The following is a 15,961-nucleotide window of genomic DNA, read 5'->3' as shown; positions in this document are numbered from 1 at the left end:
TTCTACTGAGGAGCGGTTCATGAGCCTCGTCGTCTCCGCGCCGGAACGCGGCGTCACCACCATCACCCTGGACTTCCCCGACCGCCGCAACGCGCTCTCCGCCGATCTGGTGGGCGCCCTCGCCGAGGCCCTGACCGTCCTGGGCGAGGACGCGGGCGTCCGCGCCGTCCTGCTCACCCACACCGGTACGACGTTCTGCTCCGGGGCCGACCTGAAGGCGCCGCCCGACCCGCGGGACTTCGTACGGCTGCTGCGGCAGCTCGTCGAGCTCCCCAAGCCGGTCGTCGCCCGGGTGGACGGCCATGTGCGGGCGGGCGGCCTCGGGCTGCTCGGCGCCTGCGACCTGGCGGTCGCGGGCCCGGCCGCGTCCTTCGCGTTCACGGAGGTGCACATCGGCGTCGCCCCCGCCGTGATCTCCCTGCCCCTGCTGCCCCGCCTCGACCCGAGCGCCGCGTACCGCTGGTTCCTCACCGGCGAGCGCTTCGGCGCGGCGGAGGCGGCCCGGATCGGCCTGCTCACGGCGTACGCGACGGACCTCGACGCCACCCTCGACGCCACCCTCGAACCGATGCTCGACGGCCTTCGCGCGGCGGCACCGATCGCCCTGGCCGAGACGAAGAAGCTGCTCACGGCTAGGGTGCTCGACGCATTCGACGACCAATCGGACGCCGTCACGGCCCTGTCCGCGCGACTCTTCGCCGCCGCGGAGGCGCGCGAGGGAATGGCGGCGTTCCTCGAACGACGGGAGCGCCCATGGGTGCTGTGACCGCCGCCGACGGGACCGCGCGCGAGCGCGCCCCCAAACAGGACCGCAGCCGCGCCACGCGGCAGAAGCTCCTGGAGGCCGCCGTGTCCTGCCTCGCCGAGCACGGCTGGGCGGGCTCGACGGTCTCGGTGGTCGCCGAGCGGGCGGGCGTCTCGCGGGGCGCGGCCCAGCACCACTTCCCGACCCGGGAGGACCTGTTCACGGCGGCCGTGGAGTACGTCGCCGAACAGCGCTCGACGGCCCTGCGCGCCCTCCCGGCCCAGGACCGCGCCTCGGTGGTCGCGGCCCTGGTCGACCTCTACACGGGCCCGCTCTTCCGCGCGGCGCTCCATCTGTGGGTGGCGGCGTCCAACGAGCCCCAGCTCGGGGGCCGGGTCACGGAGCTGGAGGCCCGCGTGGGCCGCGAGACCCACCGCATCGCGGTGGGGTTGTTGGGTGCGGACGAGTCCGTCCCCGGCGTCCGCGAGACGATCCAGGGGCTCCTGGACATGGCCCGCGGCCTGGGCCTGGCGAATCTGCTCACGGATGACGCGGCGCGGCGGGGTCGGGTGGTGGCGCAGTGGACGGCGCTGGTGGAGTCGTCCCTGGCCTGACGGAGCCGTGGCTCGCTCTCCTGGGGCTCCGCCCCAGACCCCGCTCCTCAATCGCCGGAGGGGCTGAAAATTCAGCCCGTCCGGCGATTGAGGACGAGCGCGCAGCGCGATTCGCCGAGCGCCGGGGAGGCGGTGAATACAGCCCCTCCGGCGATTGAGGAGCGGGGCCCGGGGCAGCGGCCCCGAGGCCTCAGCGGGCGATCTCCCCGTACCCCTCGATGGCCTGAGGCGTCCGGCTCCCAGGACCCACGTACCGCGCCGAGGGCCGGACCAGCCGCCCCGTCCGCTTCTGCTCAAGAATGTGCGCCGACCACCCCGCGGTCCGCGCACACGTGAACATCGACGTGAACATGTGCGCCGGGACCTCCGCGAAGTCCAGGACGATCGCCGCCCAGAACTCCACGTTCGTGGCGAGCACCCGGTCGGGACGGCGGGCGTGCAGCTCGTCAAGGGCCGCCTTCTCCAGCGCCTCGGCGACCTCGTAGCGCGGCGCCCCCAGCTCACGGGCGGTGCGCCGCAGCACGCGCGCGCGGGGGTCCTCCGCCCGGTACACCCGGTGCCCGAAGCCCATCAGCCGCTCGCCCTTGTCCAGGGCCTGCTTCACGTACGCGACCGCGTCCCCCGTGCGCTCGATCTCCTCGATCATGCCGAGGACCCGGGAGGGGGCGCCGCCGTGCAGCGGTCCGGACATCGCGCCGACGGCCCCGCTCAGCGCCGCAGCGACGTCCGCGCCGGTGGAGGCGATGACGCGGGCGGTGAAGGTGGAGGCGTTCATGCCGTGCTCGGCGGCCGACGTCCAGTACGCGTCGACGGCCTGCACGTGCTTGGGGTCGGGCTCGCCGCGCCACCGCTTCATGAACCGTTCGACGACGGTGTCGGCCTTGTCGATCTCCTGCTGCGGCACCATCGGCAGGCCCTGCCCGCGGGCCGACTGGGCGACGTAGGAGAGCGCCATGACGGCGGCGCGCGCCAGGTCCTCGCGGGCCCGCTCCTCGCTGATGTCGAGCAGCGGCCGCAGCCCCCAGACGGGGGCGAGCATCGCGAGCGCGGACTGGACGTCGACGCGGATGTCGCCGGAGTGCACCGGGATCGGGAAGGGCTCGGCGGGCGGCAGGCCGGGGTTGAAGGCGCCGTCGACGAGCAGGCCCCACACGTTCCCGAAGGAGACGTGGCCGACCAGGTCCTCGATGTCGACGCCGCGGTAGCGCAGCGCGCCACCTTCCTTGTCCGGTTCGGCGATCTCCGTCTCGAACGCGACGACTCCTTCAAGGCCGGGTACGAAGTCGGACATCAGGCGGCTCCTCGTGATGGGTTCGACGTGATGGTTTTCGAGTGAGGCAAGGCGATCAGCTCATGACCATCGGTCAAAAATGGGCGAACACGGCCCGGTTACGCGGTCCAATCCGCCCATCTGTGGCGAATTCGTCGACTCGCGGTCCGGAACGTTCACTCCGGTGATGCCCAGTGAGGCTGGTGGTCACCCAACCGATTCGGCAGCAGGACGATATCCCTTGGTGCCACCTTTGGCGATGCAATGCGGCACTCAGTGCCACACGTCACCTCTCCGGGTCGCTCCGCGCTCCGCCGGGCCCGCCCCGCATACGGCAGGATGACTGTGTGACCGACGCCAGCGCAGTCTTTCCCGAACCCCTGCCCGAACCGGCCGAGATGCGCGAGCAGTACGTCACCGCGGGGCTCGCCGAGGCGGATCTGCCGGCCGGGCCCATGGACCAGTTCGCGCTCTGGTTCAAGGAGGCGGCACACGACAGGGCAGCCGTCCACGAGCCGAACGCCATGGTCGTCTCCACGGCCGACGCGACGGGGAGGCCCAGCTCCCGCACGGTGCTCCTGAAGGGCTTCGACGAGCGCGGCTTCGTCTTCTTCACCAACTACGAGTCCCAGAAGTCCCGTGAGCTCGCCGCCAACCCGTACGTCTCGCTGCTCTTCCCCTGGCACGCCGTGGCCCGCCAGGTGATCGTCTGCGGCCTCGCGGAGCGCGTCGGGCGCGAGGAGACGGTCGCCTACTTCCGGACCCGCCCGCACGGCTCCCAGCTCGGCGCCTGGGCCAGCACCCAGTCCGCCGTGCTGACCTCCCGCGCGGAACTCGACCGCGCCTACGCCGACTTGGCCGCCCGCTACCCCGAGGGCGAACAGGTCCCGGCTCCCCCGAACTGGGGCGGCTACCGCGTCCGCCCCCTGACGGTGGAATTCTGGCAGGGCAGAGCGGACCGCTTGCACGACCGCTTGCGGTACGTACGCCCGGAGACGGGCGCGGAAACCTGGCGGGTAGAGCGCCTCAGCCCATGACCAAGCCAAGCCCGAAAGGCGGCCGTGGGGACACTTCGAGCCTGTCCGGCGATTGAGGACGAGTAGGCCGCAGGCCACGACAAGACGGCGCCCCCTACCCCGTCAGGACCCCGTCCAGAAACGGTTCGATCGCGGCCCGCCAGGCCCCCGGCTGGTCATAGTGCACAAGGTGCCCCGCGTCGGCCACCTCCGCATACTCCCCGCGCGGCAGCACCCGGACCATCTCCTGGGACTCCGCCCGCCCCAGCTCTCCGTCCTGCCCCCGCACGACGAGCGTGGGACAGCGGACCTGGATCAGCTCCTCCCAGTGCGCGTCGTGCACCCACGTCTCGCGGGACTCCAGCATCTGCGCCCGGTCGAAGACGGGACGCCAGCCGTCCGTGCCCTCCGTCATGATCTCGGCGAAGAACTCGCCGCGCGCCGGGTTGGGCCGCTCCACCCAGGGGTCGTCCTCGCCGAACCACTTGCGTACGTCGGCCAGCGTCGCGAACGGTACCGGCCAGGACTTGAACCAGTCCTCCCACTCCCGCTGCGAGGCGGCCCCGAGCGCGGAGGCCCGCATGTCGCAGATGATCAGGCCGCGGACGAGGTCGGGGCGGCGGGCGGCGAGCTGCCAGGCGGTGAGCGCGCCCATGGAGTGGCCGATGAGGACGGCGGGCGCGAGGTCGAGCTGGACGAGGGCGGCTTCGGCGTCGTCCACGTAGGCATCGCGGGTGTAGGGGCCTTCGGCGGGCTTCTCGCTCCTGCCGTGGCCGCGCTGGTCCAGTGCGACCGCTCGGTGCCGCTCGGCGAGCCAGCGGGCCGTACCGGTCCAGTGGGAGGCGCGGCCCATCAGGCCGTGCAGTAACAGCACGCCGCCAGGCAAGCCCTCGACCTCCCGGAGCTTGGGAGGGTCGGCGTACTCCCAGGCGGCGAGGCGTACGCCACCCGCGCCCGTCACGTCGATGCGCCGCACCATGATTCCTGGCACCCCCCTTGGTTCCGCTCGGGTTCCACGCCTGGCCCTGCTCCACGCCCCCGCACGCTATCGAACTCTTTTTCGAAAGCGGCCGGTTCGCCGATAACACCCCTCGTTCGGGTGACCACGCTCAAGGATTGACCGGCGCGGCCGAGGGGAGATCTTCAACGGGAGGCGGACCGCTCGGGGAAACCGGTCCGAGGGGAATGACCCTGAGAGCTCGGGGCTCCGGGTCAGTACAGGGGAGGACAGGCCCCGGCGCTCAAGGGCGCCGGGGCCCTCACTTTTTCCCCGCCGCCCTTGGCCGGGCGGGTGTTCACGCTCACCGGACGGGCACATCGTCCAGCCCCCTCTCCGGCCGTGCGGCCAGACCTGGCGCCGACACGGTCAAGAGACCTCAGGTCATATGCCTCTCGCGACAGCCTCGCACGCAAAACGCTCGGGCGCTGCGATTCCGCACACTGAATCTTGGATTCCGCAAGATCTCGTGGAGATCGCGGACTCCTGTCAACTACCCCTCCAACAACGGGAGTTGACCTCAGCCCTCCGGCGCGCCCCCCCGACGGCCGGAGGCGCGCCTCAGCGCTTGGCGACGAAGACGTGCGACGCGACCTCCGAGGTGAGCTCCGCGGCCTCGCCGCTGCTCCCCACCAGGACGCCGCCCGCCGACTCCGTCACGCTCACCACGGAGCCCGGCTGCACGCCGGCCCGCCGCAGTGTGTACATCAGCTGGGCGTCCGTCTGGATCGGCTCGCCGATGCGGCGCACCACGACCGTCTTGCCCTCGGAGCCCGGGTCGAGCTCTGTCAGGGAGACCATCCCCTCGTCCAGGAACGGGTCCGCGCCGTCCTTCTCGCCCAGCTCCTCCAGGCCCGGGATCGGGTTGCCGTACGGCGACTCGGTCGGGTGCCTCAGGAGCTCGAGGACGCGCCGCTCCACGGCCTCGCTCATCACGTGTTCCCAACGGCAGGCCTCGGCGTGCACCTGCTCCCACTCGAGCCCGATCACGTCGACGAGCAGGCACTCCGCCAGGCGGTGCTTGCGCATCACGCGGGTGGCCAGGCGGCGGCCCTCCTCGGTGAGCTCCAGGTGCCGGTCGCTGGCGACCGCCACCAGGCCGTCGCGCTCCATGCGCGCCACGGTCTGGCTCACCGTCGGTCCGCTCTGGTCGAGCCGCTCGGCGATCCGGGCGCGCATGGGGACCACACCTTCCTCCTCGAGCTCGAGGATGGTGCGCAAATACATCTCAGTGGTGTCAATCAGCCCCGACATGGGTGCCCCTCAGAATTCGCTCGTGCGCTGGCCCTGCCCTCAATTCTGACGCATACCACTGACAACCGTGCCGCGCCGGTGGAATTCCCGCCCTGTACCGGCCTGTGACGGTGTTGACAGGGCGCTGGTCCAGACCGCAACGTGATGCGAATGAGCTCGAAGAGCGAGAGCAAGCTGGCAGGTCAGTATTTCGATGCCGCGATCGGCCTGTTGCAGCGGGTCCGCGACGAGGAGTCCGGGAACGTCGCCGACGCGGGCACCCTGCTCGCCGACGCGGTCGAGTCCGGTGGCCGCCTCTTCGCCTTCGGCGCCGGGCACTCCTCGCTCGCCGCGCAGGACGTCGTCTACCGCGCGGGCGGCCTCGCCCTCATCAACCTCCTCGCCGTCCCCGGCGTCGTCGGCGTCGACGTCATGCCCGCCACGCTGGGCTCCGCCCTGGAGCGGGTCGACGGCCTCGCGGGTGCCGTCCTCGACTCCTCGCCCGCCCGCCCCGGCGACGTACTCGTGATCGTCTCGCTCTCCGGGCGGAACTCGCTGCCCGTGGAGATGGCGATGAACGCCCGCGCCCTCGGCCTGAAGGTCATCGGCGTGACCTCGGTGGCGTACGCGTCGGAGACCAGGTCGCGGCATGTCTCCGGCACCTTCCTGAAGGACCACTGCGACGTGGTGGTCGACTCCAAGGTCGGGGTCGGGGACGCCGAGCTGAGTCTCGACGGGGTCGATGCGCCGTTCGGGCCCGCCTCCAGCGTGGTCACCAACGCGCTGATGCAGGCCATGACCGCCGCCGCCATCGAGCGGCTCGCCGCCCGCGGCATCCAGCCGCCCCTCCTGAGGTCGGGGAACGTGGACGGCGGCCACGACTGGAACGGCCGCGTCTTCCAGGAGTATGGGGACCGGATCTTCTACCGGCACTGAGCCTCTACCGGCACTGAGCCTCGGCCGTACGAGGGCTGTCGGGGGCGGCCGGGCCCGCGAACCGCACCCGTACGGTGAGCCCGCCGCCCGCCCCGTTCGCCTCCGCGAGGACATCCGCATCGTGCGCCCGCGCGATCGCCGCCACGATGGAGAGGCCGAGCCCGGCGCCCTCCCCGCGCGCGTGGGTGCGCTCCTGAAGGCGCCGGAAGGGCTCGAAGAGGCGCGGCACGGTGTCCGGCGGAACCTCTGGCCCCGTATTGGCGACCTCCAGCGTGCCGTCGCCGCTGACGGTGACACTCACCCGGCCCTCGGGCGTGTTGTAGCGCACCGCGTTCGCCACGAGGTTGTGGACGAGCCGGTCGAGCAGTACGCCGTCGCCCTCCACGGTCAGCGGATCCGCCCGTACCGTCACGGTGACCGCGCGCCGGGCCGCCTCTTCGGAGAGGCCGTCCGCGACGGCGTGCGCGAGGACGTCCACCGCGACCGGCTCGCGCCGCTCCAGGCCCTGCTCCGACGCGGCGAGCAGCAGCAGCCCCTCGATGAGGTGCTCGCTGTCGTCGGCGACGGAGATCAGTTTCGTACGGATCCTCGCCACCCGCTCCGCGTCGGGCGCACCGGCGAGCCCGATCTCCGCCGCCGCCCGCTGCACCGCCAGCGGAGTGCGCAGCTCGTGCGCCGCGTTGGCCGCGAACCGCTGCTGCGCGCCGACGAGCCGCTCTATCCGGTCGAGCATCTCGTCGAAGGTGTCGGCGAGCTGCTTCAGCTCGCCCGGCGGCGCGTCCAGCGCGATCCGCTCGTGCAGATTGGCCCCCGAGAGGCGGCGCGCGGTCCCGGTGATCACGGCCACCGGGCGCAGCACCCGGCCCGCCATCCACCAGGCGAGAGCGATCGACAGGATGGCGTACGCGGTGAAGACGATCACGGAGACGGTGAGGAGGCGGCTGAGCGCGGCCTCGCCCGCCAGGTCGCTGATCTTCGTGATGGCGAGACCCTTCTGGGCGTCCGCGGGCACGTCGTCGAGGCGCTGGGCGGGCACCGCGGAGCTCACCGGCATCGGCACGGTGTTCCAGGGCGGGACAGGGCCCCGCGGCACGGCCGTGGTCACCGCCGTACTGATCGACGAGTACAGGCCCTGCTGCACCAGCAGGTACACGAGCCCGGTGAGCAGCGCCCCGGCCAGCACGAGCAGCCCCCCGTACAGGGCGGTCAGGCGGGACCGCTCGCCGCCCACCCGCATCCCCACCGGCGCACGGAGGTGCCGCCGCGTCACAGCGACCGCCCCGCGATCCGGTACCCGGCGCCCGGCACCGTCTCCACCACCGGCGGCTCGCCCAGCTTCGCGCGGAGCTTGGAGAGGGTGACGCGGACCGCGTTGGTGCGGTAGCTGGTGTCCTCCTCCCAGACCTGCTCGATCAGGTCCTCGCCGCTGACGACCGCGCCGTCCGCCCGCAGCAGCGCTTCGAGGACCGCGAACTCCTTTCTGGACAGCGAAAGGTGGCGCCCCTCCCGGCTGGCCTGGCGGCGCGCGGTGTCGAGGACCAGGCCCGCCCGCTCGATCACCGGCGGCAGCGCGGGGCGCGCGCGGCGGCCGAGCGCCAGGACGCGGGCGAGCAACTCGTCGTACGCGAACGGCTTGGTGAGGTAGTCGTCCGCGCCGAGCCCCAGACCCGCGACGCGGTCACGCACCGTGCCCGACGCCGTCAGCATCAGGACGCGGGTCAGCAGGCGCTGCTCGACGACGCGGCGGCACACCTCGTCGCCGTGCACGCCCGGCAGGTCGCGGTCGAGGATCAGCACGTCGTACTCGCCGAGCTGGAGTTTGCGCAGCGCGGTCAGGCCGTCGGCCGCGACGTCGACGGCGAGCGCGTCGCGGCGCAGCCCCTCGGCGATCATCTCGGCCAGGAATTCCTCGTCCTCCACCAGCAGTACGCGCATGCCGCCCTGTGTACCTGAGAGTGACCTTTCGCCGGTGTAAGCGTCCCCGTTGAGAGAAACGAAACCCGGCTTCCCGCGAGCCTGTGCGCGTCAGTCACGCCGCATGTATGTAAGGGGAAGCCACATGAGGACCGCCCGTACGACCCGAACCCGCTCGGTGGCCGTCGCGTCAGCCTTCGCCGCACTCGCCCTGTTCGCCGGGGCCTGCTCGAACGACTCGGGCTCGGGTTCCGGCTCCGGCTCCGGCTCGGACAAGGGCTCGTCGGACAGCGCCGACGGCGGCAAGGGCGCCGACGCCGACAAGGCGTTCAAGGAGCGCGAGTGCCTGCGCAAGCACGGCCTCAAGGTGGCCGAGCCGAAGTCCGGCCAGGACGCCCGCGGCATCACCATCGGCGGCGACATGAGCAAGGAGAAGATGCAGGCCGCCATGAAGGACTGCGGCATGGGCGGCGGCTCCAAGGGCGGCGGCCCCTCGCAGGCCGACAAGGACAAGATGCTCAAGTACGCCCAGTGCATGCGCAAGAACGGCTTCAACATGCCCGACCCCAAGTTCGACGGCGGCGCGATGCAGGCCCAGCCCATGCCCAAGGGCGCCGAGGCCAAGAAGATGGAGAAGGCCGCCGAGGCGTGCAAGGGCATCGACGGATGAGGCGCCGCACCGCGGTCGTCGCCACCGTCGTCGCCCTGCTCGCCGTCACCGGCGGCGGGATAGCCGTCACCGCCCTCGCCGACGCGGGCGGCACGCAGGAGTCGGGCCACCGGGACGCGGGCCTGCCGCCCGCCACCGCCGACGTCGAGCGCGGCGACCTCAGCAGCGGCACCCAGGTCGACGGCACCCTCGGCTACGCCAAGGAGCGCAAGGTCAACGCAGGCACCACCGGCACCCTGACGTGGTGCGCCGGCACCGGCTCCACGATCGAGCGCGACGGCAGGCTCTACGAGGTGAACGGCGCCCCCGTCCGCCTCATGTACGGCACCGAGCCCATGTACCGCACGCTGAAGCCCGGCGCCAAGGGCAACGACGTGCGCCAGCTCGAAGAGAACCTGGTGGCGCTCGGGTACGGGGCCGGGCTCGCCGTCGACGACACGTACACCGACGGCACGGCGGCCGCCGTCAAGCTCTGGCAGAAGGCCCACGACCGCAAGCGGACCGGGCGCGTCGGACCCGAACAGATCTCCTTCCAGCCGTCCGCGGTCCGGGTGAAGTCCGCCGGGGCGACCGCGGGCGACCAGCTCGCGCCGGGCAAACCGGTGCTCTCGACGACCGGCTCCGAACGGGTCGTACGCATCGAGCTCGACGTGGCGGAGGGCGGCTCGGCGAAGAAGGGCACGAAGGTCACCGTCACGCTCCCCGACGGCACCACGGTCGACGGCAAGGTCGCCGCCGTCGGCAAGACCGCCAAGCCCGGCGACGACCCCAACGACAAGACCCCCAAGATCCCCGTCACCGTCACCTTCGACGACCCCGGCAAGGTCGACGGGTTCGACCAGTCCCCGGTCACCGTCAACCTCACCGGCGAGACCCGCGACAACGTCCTTTCCGTACCGGTCAACGCGCTCCTCGCGCTGCCCGGCGGCGGCTTCGGCGTCCAGGTCGTCGAGGGCGGCCGCACCCGCGACGTCAAGGTCAGGCTCGGCATGTTCGGGCAGGGCCGGGTCGAGGTCAGCGGCGACGGGCTGCGGGAGGGCGCGAAGGTCGGGGTGCCGAGAGTATGAACGGCTCCGAACTGCCCTCCTCTGTCGTTGAGTTGTGCGGCGTGACCAAGGAGTACCCGGGAGGCGTCGCCGCCCTCCGCGGCGTCGACCTCGCCGTCGCCGCCGGTGAACTGCTCGCCATCGTCGGCCCGTCCGGCTCCGGCAAGTCCACCCTCCTGCACATCGTCGGCACCCTCGACCGGCCCACCGCGGGCTCCGTCGCCATCGCCGGGCACGACGTCGCCGCGCTCACCGACCGCAGCCTCTCCGCGCTGCGCGCCCGGCACATCGGCTTCGTCTTCCAGGCGTTCCACCTGGTCCCCGGCATCAGCGCCCGCGACAACGTCGCCGAGGGCCTGCTCTACTCCGGCCTCTCGCGGGCCGAGCGGCGCCGCAGGGCCGCGTACGCCCTGGAGCGCGTCGGCCTCGCCGACCGCATGAAGCACCGCCCCCACGAGCTGTCCGGCGGCCAGAAACAGCGCGTCGCCATCGCCCGCGCGGTCGTCGGCGAACCCGATCTGCTGCTCGCCGACGAACCCACCGGCGCGCTCGACTCCGAATCCGGCGAGACCGTCATGGCCCTGCTGCACGACCTCAACGCGGAGGGCGCGACCATCGCCGTCATCACCCACGACACGGAGATCGCCGAACGGCTGCCCCGGCAGGTGCGGATCCGGGACGGCCAGGTCGTCGCGGACACGCGGGGCGCGGAGGTCGCGGCGTGACGGCCCGCAAGCGTGCGAAGGGGCGCGCCCTGAAGGCGGCGCGGCTGAGCCCCCGCGACGTCCTGCACGTCGGCTCCGCCGGGCTGCGCAGCCGCCCCGTACGGGTCGTCCTGTCCGCGCTCGGCATCGCCATCGGCATCGCGACGATGGTCGCCGTCGTCGGCATCTCGTCCTCCAGCAAGGCCCAACTCATGAGTGAACTCGACTCGTTGGGGACGAACATGCTCGTCGCCTCGCCGGGTGAGGCGATGTTCTCCGGCGAGAAGGTGACCCTGCCCGAGGACGCGGCAGGGCGGGCCGGGCGGGTCGAGGGGGTCGAGGACGTCGGCGCCACCGGTGACCTCGAACGCTCCGTACGGCGCAGCGAGAAGATCCCCGAGGACGAGACCGGCGGCATCGCGGTGCGGGCCGCCACGGAGGGGCTCCTGAAGGTGCTGCGCGGCGGGATGGCGCGCGGCGCCTGGTTCAACGCGGCGAACAGCCGCTACCCGTCGGTGGTCCTCGGCCACGTGGCGGCGAAGCGCCTCGGCATCACCTCGCCGGGGCAGCAGGTCTGGATCGACGACCGGTACTTCACCGTCATCGGCATCCTCGACCCGCTGCCGCTCGCCCCCGACATCGAACGCTCGGCGCTGACGGGCTGGGACGCGTCGAAGAAGCTGCTCGGCTTCGACGGGCACCCGACGTCGGTGTACGAACGCTCCACCGACGCCTCCGTGAACGACGTACGCAGGCTCCTCGCCCCGTCCATCGACCCGGAGAACCCGCGCAACGTCCAGGTCACCGACCCGTCGTCGGCGCTCCAGGCGAAGGCGGCGACGGAGGGCGCGTTCTCCACGCTGCTGCTCGGCCTCGGCGGCATCGCGCTCCTCGTGGGCGGGGTCGGCGTCGCCAACACCATGATCATCTCGGTCCTTGAGCGCCGCTACGAGATCGGCCTGCGCCGCTCACTCGGCGCGACCCGCGGCCAGATCCGCATCCAGTTCGTGACGGAGTCCCTGATGCTGTCGGGCCTCGGCGGCATCGCGGGCGTCGCACTGGGCGCGGCGGCGACGGCCGCGTACGCGGTCTCCGGCGACCTCCCGTGGGTCGTCCCGCCCTGGGCCATGGCGGGAGGCTTCGGCGCGACCCTGGCGATCGGCACGGTGGCGGGCCTGTACCCGGCGGTACGAGCGGCCCGCCTTTCACCGACGCTGGCGCTGCACGCGGCCTGACGCACTCCCGCGATGTGGCTCGGGAGATCAAGGCGACCCGAGGGACTCCGCCAAGTCCAGCGACGCGGCGACCCGCGCCGCCACGCTCTCCGCGTACGCCGCGTCGCCCCCGTCGAACTGCCCCCGCCCGGCCCCGCGCAGAAACGTCACCACACCCAGCGTCCGGGCCCGGCTGCGCAGCACGACACAGAGGGCGTGGACGGAGTCCTCGGGCCACTGCCGGGCCGCCGCCCACTCCCGTACCCGCTCCGGCGTGGCCGCCGTGCCCGCGCTGGCCCGCACCGACCCGGTGCGCTCCACGGACTGCGGCGCTGGGTGCCCCTCGGGGTAGCGCACCGGGATGCCCGCCATGGCGACGGGCAGGCAGGGCCCCGGCGGGCCCGCGGGCGTCGCGGCGGCCCGGACGAGGCGGACCGGCTTCTCACCGGCCAGCAGGTCGACCAGGGCGTGGTCGGCGAACCCGGCGAGGGCGAAGTCCAGCTGGACCGTGGCCGCCTCCGTCGGGTCCTCGCACTCGGCGGTGGCCCGCGCCGCCCGGTGCAACTGCTGCGAGCGGAACCGCAGCTGCGCGGCCACCCGCTCGGTCTGCCTGGCCTCCGTCACGTCGAAGAAGAGCCAGCCGACACCCAGCGGTACGGGCTCCTCGGCGAGCGGCGACGCGAGGCGCAGGAAACCGCTGCGCCAGCAGCGCCGCTCCACCCCGTCGTCCCGCCCCGCCCCGGCCCGTACCGACACCCACAGCTCGGCGGGGGCGGGCGGCGCCCCCTCGGCCAGTACGTGGGTCAGCGCGCTCTCCAGCTCCTCGACGCCCTGCCCGAGCAGGTCGGCGAGGGGACGCCCGAGGACGGCGGTGCGCCCGACCCCGAAGGCGCGTGCGGCGTATTCGTTCACGACGGCGGGCCGGAGGTCCGCGTCGACGAGGACGACGCCCCAGGTGGCGTTCTCGAAGAGCGCCTCGCTCAGGGCGATGGACCGTTCGAGGTCGATCTGGGCGTGCACCTCGCTGAAGGCGCAGTACATCCCCGCGGTCCTGCCGTCGCCGCCCCGCACGGACGCCGACTGCATCCGCACGAGTACTCGGCCGCCGTCCTTGGTCACCAGGGCGAACTCGTGCACCTGCCGACCGGGCGCGTCCATCGCCGCGAGGAGTCGCTCCCCGACCTCCGAGGCGTCCGCGGCCCGTACCGCCCAGCCGGTGAACCCCTGCCGCCCGACGGCCTCCGCCGCCGACCAGCCGAGAATCCGCTCGGCCTCGCGGTTCCAGTGCGTCACGACACCGTCGGCGTCGAACGCGCACAACGCCGCGTCCATCCCGTCGAGCAGCGCCGCGAGCAACTCGGCGCTGCCCGGCTCGGGCTCTTCGGGCCCCAGCTCGTCGGTAGTTCCGCTCTGCCGCGAAGCACTCACCTGGAACCCCCTGCAGGCCGTGTCCTCGTCCTCATGAGCCGCCTGTACTGCATGAGCTGCGCTGTCTTCCTGTACCGCACGTCTATGGCACGTCTATCGCACATCTACCGCACGTCAGATCATTCAACTGGAACGTGACGCACCCCACAGGTGGTTCCCGGAAAGTGACAGGGAAATCGTTGCCCGGGACCGCGCTCCGAAAAAACCGGTTGAGCGGATCCGCGCCTCTTCCTAGGGTGTTGAGCACTCGAAGAAAGGAGGGGATCCAGCAGTGATTTCATTGCGGACGCGAGAGGTGGCTGCGGGCTAGCGGCCTGCCACCACACCCAGTGCGGTGCCGGACCAGCGCGTGAGACGAGCGTGCAGCCGGCCCAAACCCAAGCAGTCACCCGACCCGCGAGCCGCCGGTACGTCCGGCCGGCTTCCTCCGCCCGGTTCGCCCGGCGCGGCAGGGACCACGGCTCGCGGGTCGCCTGCGTTCCCGGAGCGGGAGCGAGGGAGATCGGGGCGGGAGCGGGGGAGATCGGGGCGCTCAGCCCTTGCTCACCGCCGTGAGGATCTCCGGCAGGCGCCGCGCGAGGCGCGGGGCCGCGAGCCGGATGCCCAGCTCCGTGACCGCCGCGCCGTACGCCGTGCCCAGCGGGAGCAGCAGCCAGGTCCAGGAGGCCGCGCCCGAGGCGTGCAGCCAGATCGTGACGGCAAGGACCGGGGCGCACAGCAGGGCCGCGGCGACCATGCCGCCGAGGATGGAGATCCAGGCGAGCCCCGCCTGGCCGGGCGCCACGTTCTTGTAGCCCTCCTGCGGGATCGAGTACGGGAAGCGCGTCGAGGACCACGCGCCGGTGGCCAGCATCGCGCCGAGCAGCGCGAAGGAGAGGCCGAGGACCTCCGGCAGGGCCGGCCAGTCGCCGAGCATCGCCGTCGTCACACCGGTGACGAGGGTGGCGTACGGGAGGGTGATGAGCAGCAGCGCGAAGGCCCGGCCGCGCAGCTCCACGTACGCGTCGCGCGGCGACGAGATCGTCATCGCCACCATCCAGAACGCCGATGTGTCCTGGCCGAACTGGTTGTACATCAGGACCCCGAGCATCCCCGCCGCGAAGCACGCGAAGTAGACGGTTCCGGTGCCCTGGAGGGCGTTGAAGACCGGCACGATCAGGCCGATGGCCAGGGACGTCACCCAGGCCGCCTTGGTCTTCGGGTCGCGCCAGACGTAGCGCAGGCTGCGCTCCATGACCGTGCCGGTGCGGCCGGAGGGGAGGACTCCGGCGAGGGCGCCCGAGGTGCGCGACGTGCCCTTGTCCGGCGCGGCGGCCGCGAGCGTCGAGCCGTCCGGCGTCGTCATCAGGCGGGTCAGGCTGCGCTGCCAGAGCGCGAGAAGGGCCGCGAGAGCCGCGGCGCAGAGCACGAGTTGGGCCGCTGCCCTGGCGTACGCGCCGTCGCTCACCGAGTCCACCGCCCCGAGCGCCGCGGCGGGCGGGAGCCAGCGGACGACGTCCGCCGCCGGGTCGAGCGTGTCGAGCCCCGACGAACCGAGCTTCTGCGCGCCGAAGTTGACGACCTGCGCGCCGACCGCGATGACCAGGCCGCTCAGGACCGCGAGGTCGCGCCCCTTGCGGCTGGTGAGGAGGCGGATGTTGGCGGCGGCGACCGCACGGGCAAGGGCCACGCACACCAGGAGGGTGAGGACGACGGCGAGAACCCCGGTGACGGCCGCCGCCGCGCCGTGGGCCAGGGCGACCGCCGCGCCCACCGCGAGGCAGAGCGTGAACAGCGGACCGATGCCCACGAGGGACGCGACGAGCAGCGCCCGCACGAGTGGGCGGGGCCGCAGCGGCAGCATCACCAGGCGCGTCGCGTCGAGGGTCTCGTCGCCGCTGGGGAAGAAGAGCGGCATGACGGCCCAGCCGAGCGCGAGCACCGCGGTGAGCAGGACGCAGACGATGGCGGCGTGGGTGTTGCCGCGCAGCGCGACGAGGCCGAGGAGCTGGAGGGCCGTGCAGAGGAGCGCGAGGGCGACGGAGGCGATGTACGCGGCGCGGCGGCCCGCGGACTGGCGCAGGCCGTTGCGCAGGAGGGACAGCTTCAGGCGTACGAAGACCCGCGTGACGCCCCTCGGAGGGGGAGCCGGAGAGGCGGCGGGGGCCGGGGCGCCCGGCAGGGGCAGGGGCGCG

The 15,961-nt window shown here is 72.6% G+C and carries 15 protein-coding genes; 8 read left to right on the top strand and 7 right to left on the bottom strand.

What is annotated here, in order from left to right; all coding sequences use genetic code 11:
• The first annotated feature begins 19 nt into the window (after positions 1-19).
• Both ABZ953_RS12775 and ABZ953_RS12770 read left to right on the top strand, forming a co-directional pair.
• Positions 20-766 carry an enoyl-CoA hydratase family protein gene (locus ABZ953_RS12775; protein WP_361721241.1) on the top strand — a complete coding sequence of 249 codons (747 nt, stop codon included), beginning with the start codon at positions 20-22 and terminating at the stop codon, positions 764-766.
• On the top strand, positions 754-1,359 hold the full coding sequence (locus tag ABZ953_RS12770) for a TetR/AcrR family transcriptional regulator (RefSeq protein WP_361721238.1): 606 nt from the start codon (positions 754-756) through the stop codon (positions 1,357-1,359). Before ABZ953_RS12775 ends, ABZ953_RS12770 begins: the two co-directional genes overlap by 13 nt.
• A gap of 190 nt (positions 1,360-1,549) precedes the next feature.
• Here the strand turns inward: ABZ953_RS12770 and ABZ953_RS12765 are convergent, their stop codons facing one another.
• The gene (locus ABZ953_RS12765; RefSeq protein ID WP_361721235.1) at positions 1,550-2,650 is read right to left on the bottom strand and encodes a citrate synthase 2; all 1,101 of its coding nucleotides are present in this window, start codon (positions 2,648-2,650) and stop codon (positions 1,550-1,552) included.
• 326 nt (positions 2,651-2,976) lie between these two features.
• On the opposite strand from ABZ953_RS12765, the gene pdxH reads away from it, so the two are divergent.
• Entirely contained in the window at positions 2,977-3,666 is a 690-nt protein-coding gene (gene pdxH / locus ABZ953_RS12760) for a pyridoxamine 5'-phosphate oxidase (RefSeq protein ID WP_361721232.1), read from the top strand.
• A gap of 94 nt (positions 3,667-3,760) precedes the next feature.
• Here pdxH and ABZ953_RS12755 read toward each other — a convergent pair whose 3' ends face one another.
• Positions 3,761-4,624 carry an alpha/beta hydrolase gene (locus ABZ953_RS12755; protein ID WP_361721229.1) on the bottom strand — a complete coding sequence of 288 codons (864 nt, stop codon included), beginning with the start codon at positions 4,622-4,624 and terminating at the stop codon, positions 3,761-3,763.
• Positions 4,625-5,203: 579 nt separating this feature from the next.
• A complete protein-coding gene (locus tag ABZ953_RS12750) occupies positions 5,204-5,896 on the bottom strand; it encodes a metal-dependent transcriptional regulator (protein WP_361721226.1) in 693 nt (230 codons plus the stop codon).
• A 150-nt stretch (positions 5,897-6,046) separates the two neighbouring features.
• Between ABZ953_RS12750 and ABZ953_RS12745 the strand changes: the two genes are divergently transcribed.
• Positions 6,047-6,811 (top strand): SIS domain-containing protein, encoded by a 765-nt coding sequence (locus ABZ953_RS12745; protein ID WP_361721223.1) that lies wholly within the window; start codon positions 6,047-6,049, stop codon positions 6,809-6,811.
• A 4-nt stretch (positions 6,812-6,815) separates the two neighbouring features.
• Here the strand turns inward: ABZ953_RS12745 and ABZ953_RS12740 are convergent, their stop codons facing one another.
• Entirely contained in the window at positions 6,816-8,042 is a 1,227-nt protein-coding gene (locus tag ABZ953_RS12740; RefSeq protein ID WP_361721885.1) for an ATP-binding protein, read from the bottom strand.
• A gap of 35 nt (positions 8,043-8,077) precedes the next feature.
• On the bottom strand, positions 8,078-8,746 hold the full coding sequence (locus tag ABZ953_RS12735; RefSeq protein ID WP_361721220.1) for a response regulator transcription factor: 669 nt from the start codon (positions 8,744-8,746) through the stop codon (positions 8,078-8,080).
• A 124-nt stretch (positions 8,747-8,870) separates the two neighbouring features.
• Between ABZ953_RS12735 and ABZ953_RS12730 the strand changes: the two genes are divergently transcribed.
• From ABZ953_RS12730 to ABZ953_RS12715, 4 genes are read left to right on the top strand one after another with little or no spacing between them, the layout of a single operon-like run.
• The gene (locus ABZ953_RS12730) at positions 8,871-9,395 is read left to right on the top strand and encodes a hypothetical protein (protein ID WP_361721217.1); all 525 of its coding nucleotides are present in this window, start codon (positions 8,871-8,873) and stop codon (positions 9,393-9,395) included.
• A complete protein-coding gene (locus ABZ953_RS12725; RefSeq protein WP_361721214.1) occupies positions 9,392-10,462 on the top strand; it encodes a peptidoglycan-binding protein in 1,071 nt (356 codons plus the stop codon). Before ABZ953_RS12730 ends, ABZ953_RS12725 begins: the two co-directional genes overlap by 4 nt.
• On the top strand, positions 10,459-11,166 hold the full coding sequence (locus ABZ953_RS12720; RefSeq protein ID WP_361721211.1) for an ABC transporter ATP-binding protein: 708 nt from the start codon (positions 10,459-10,461) through the stop codon (positions 11,164-11,166). Before ABZ953_RS12725 ends, ABZ953_RS12720 begins: the two co-directional genes overlap by 4 nt.
• Positions 11,163-12,380, top strand: a complete 1,218-nt coding sequence (locus ABZ953_RS12715; protein WP_361721208.1) for an ABC transporter permease — start codon at positions 11,163-11,165, stop codon at positions 12,378-12,380. The genes ABZ953_RS12720 and ABZ953_RS12715 overlap by 4 nt, the downstream gene beginning before the upstream one ends.
• A gap of 27 nt (positions 12,381-12,407) precedes the next feature.
• Here the strand turns inward: ABZ953_RS12715 and ABZ953_RS12710 are convergent, their stop codons facing one another.
• Positions 12,408-13,787 (bottom strand): PAS domain-containing protein, encoded by a 1,380-nt coding sequence (locus tag ABZ953_RS12710; RefSeq protein WP_361721205.1) that lies wholly within the window; start codon positions 13,785-13,787, stop codon positions 12,408-12,410.
• 532 nt (positions 13,788-14,319) lie between these two features.
• Positions 14,320-15,948: a transporter gene (locus ABZ953_RS12705; protein ID WP_361721882.1), complete on the bottom strand. Its 1,629-nt coding sequence runs from the start codon at positions 15,946-15,948 to the stop codon at positions 14,320-14,322.
• Positions 15,949-15,961 lie beyond the last annotated feature (13 nt).

The sequence above is a fragment of the Streptomyces sp. NPDC046465 genome (assembly GCF_040646035.1).
Taxonomy (GTDB): Bacteria; Actinomycetota; Actinomycetes; order Streptomycetales; family Streptomycetaceae; genus Streptomyces.
Note: the sequence above shows the minus strand (reverse complement) of the source record. Positions and strands in the feature narration are given on the sequence as shown.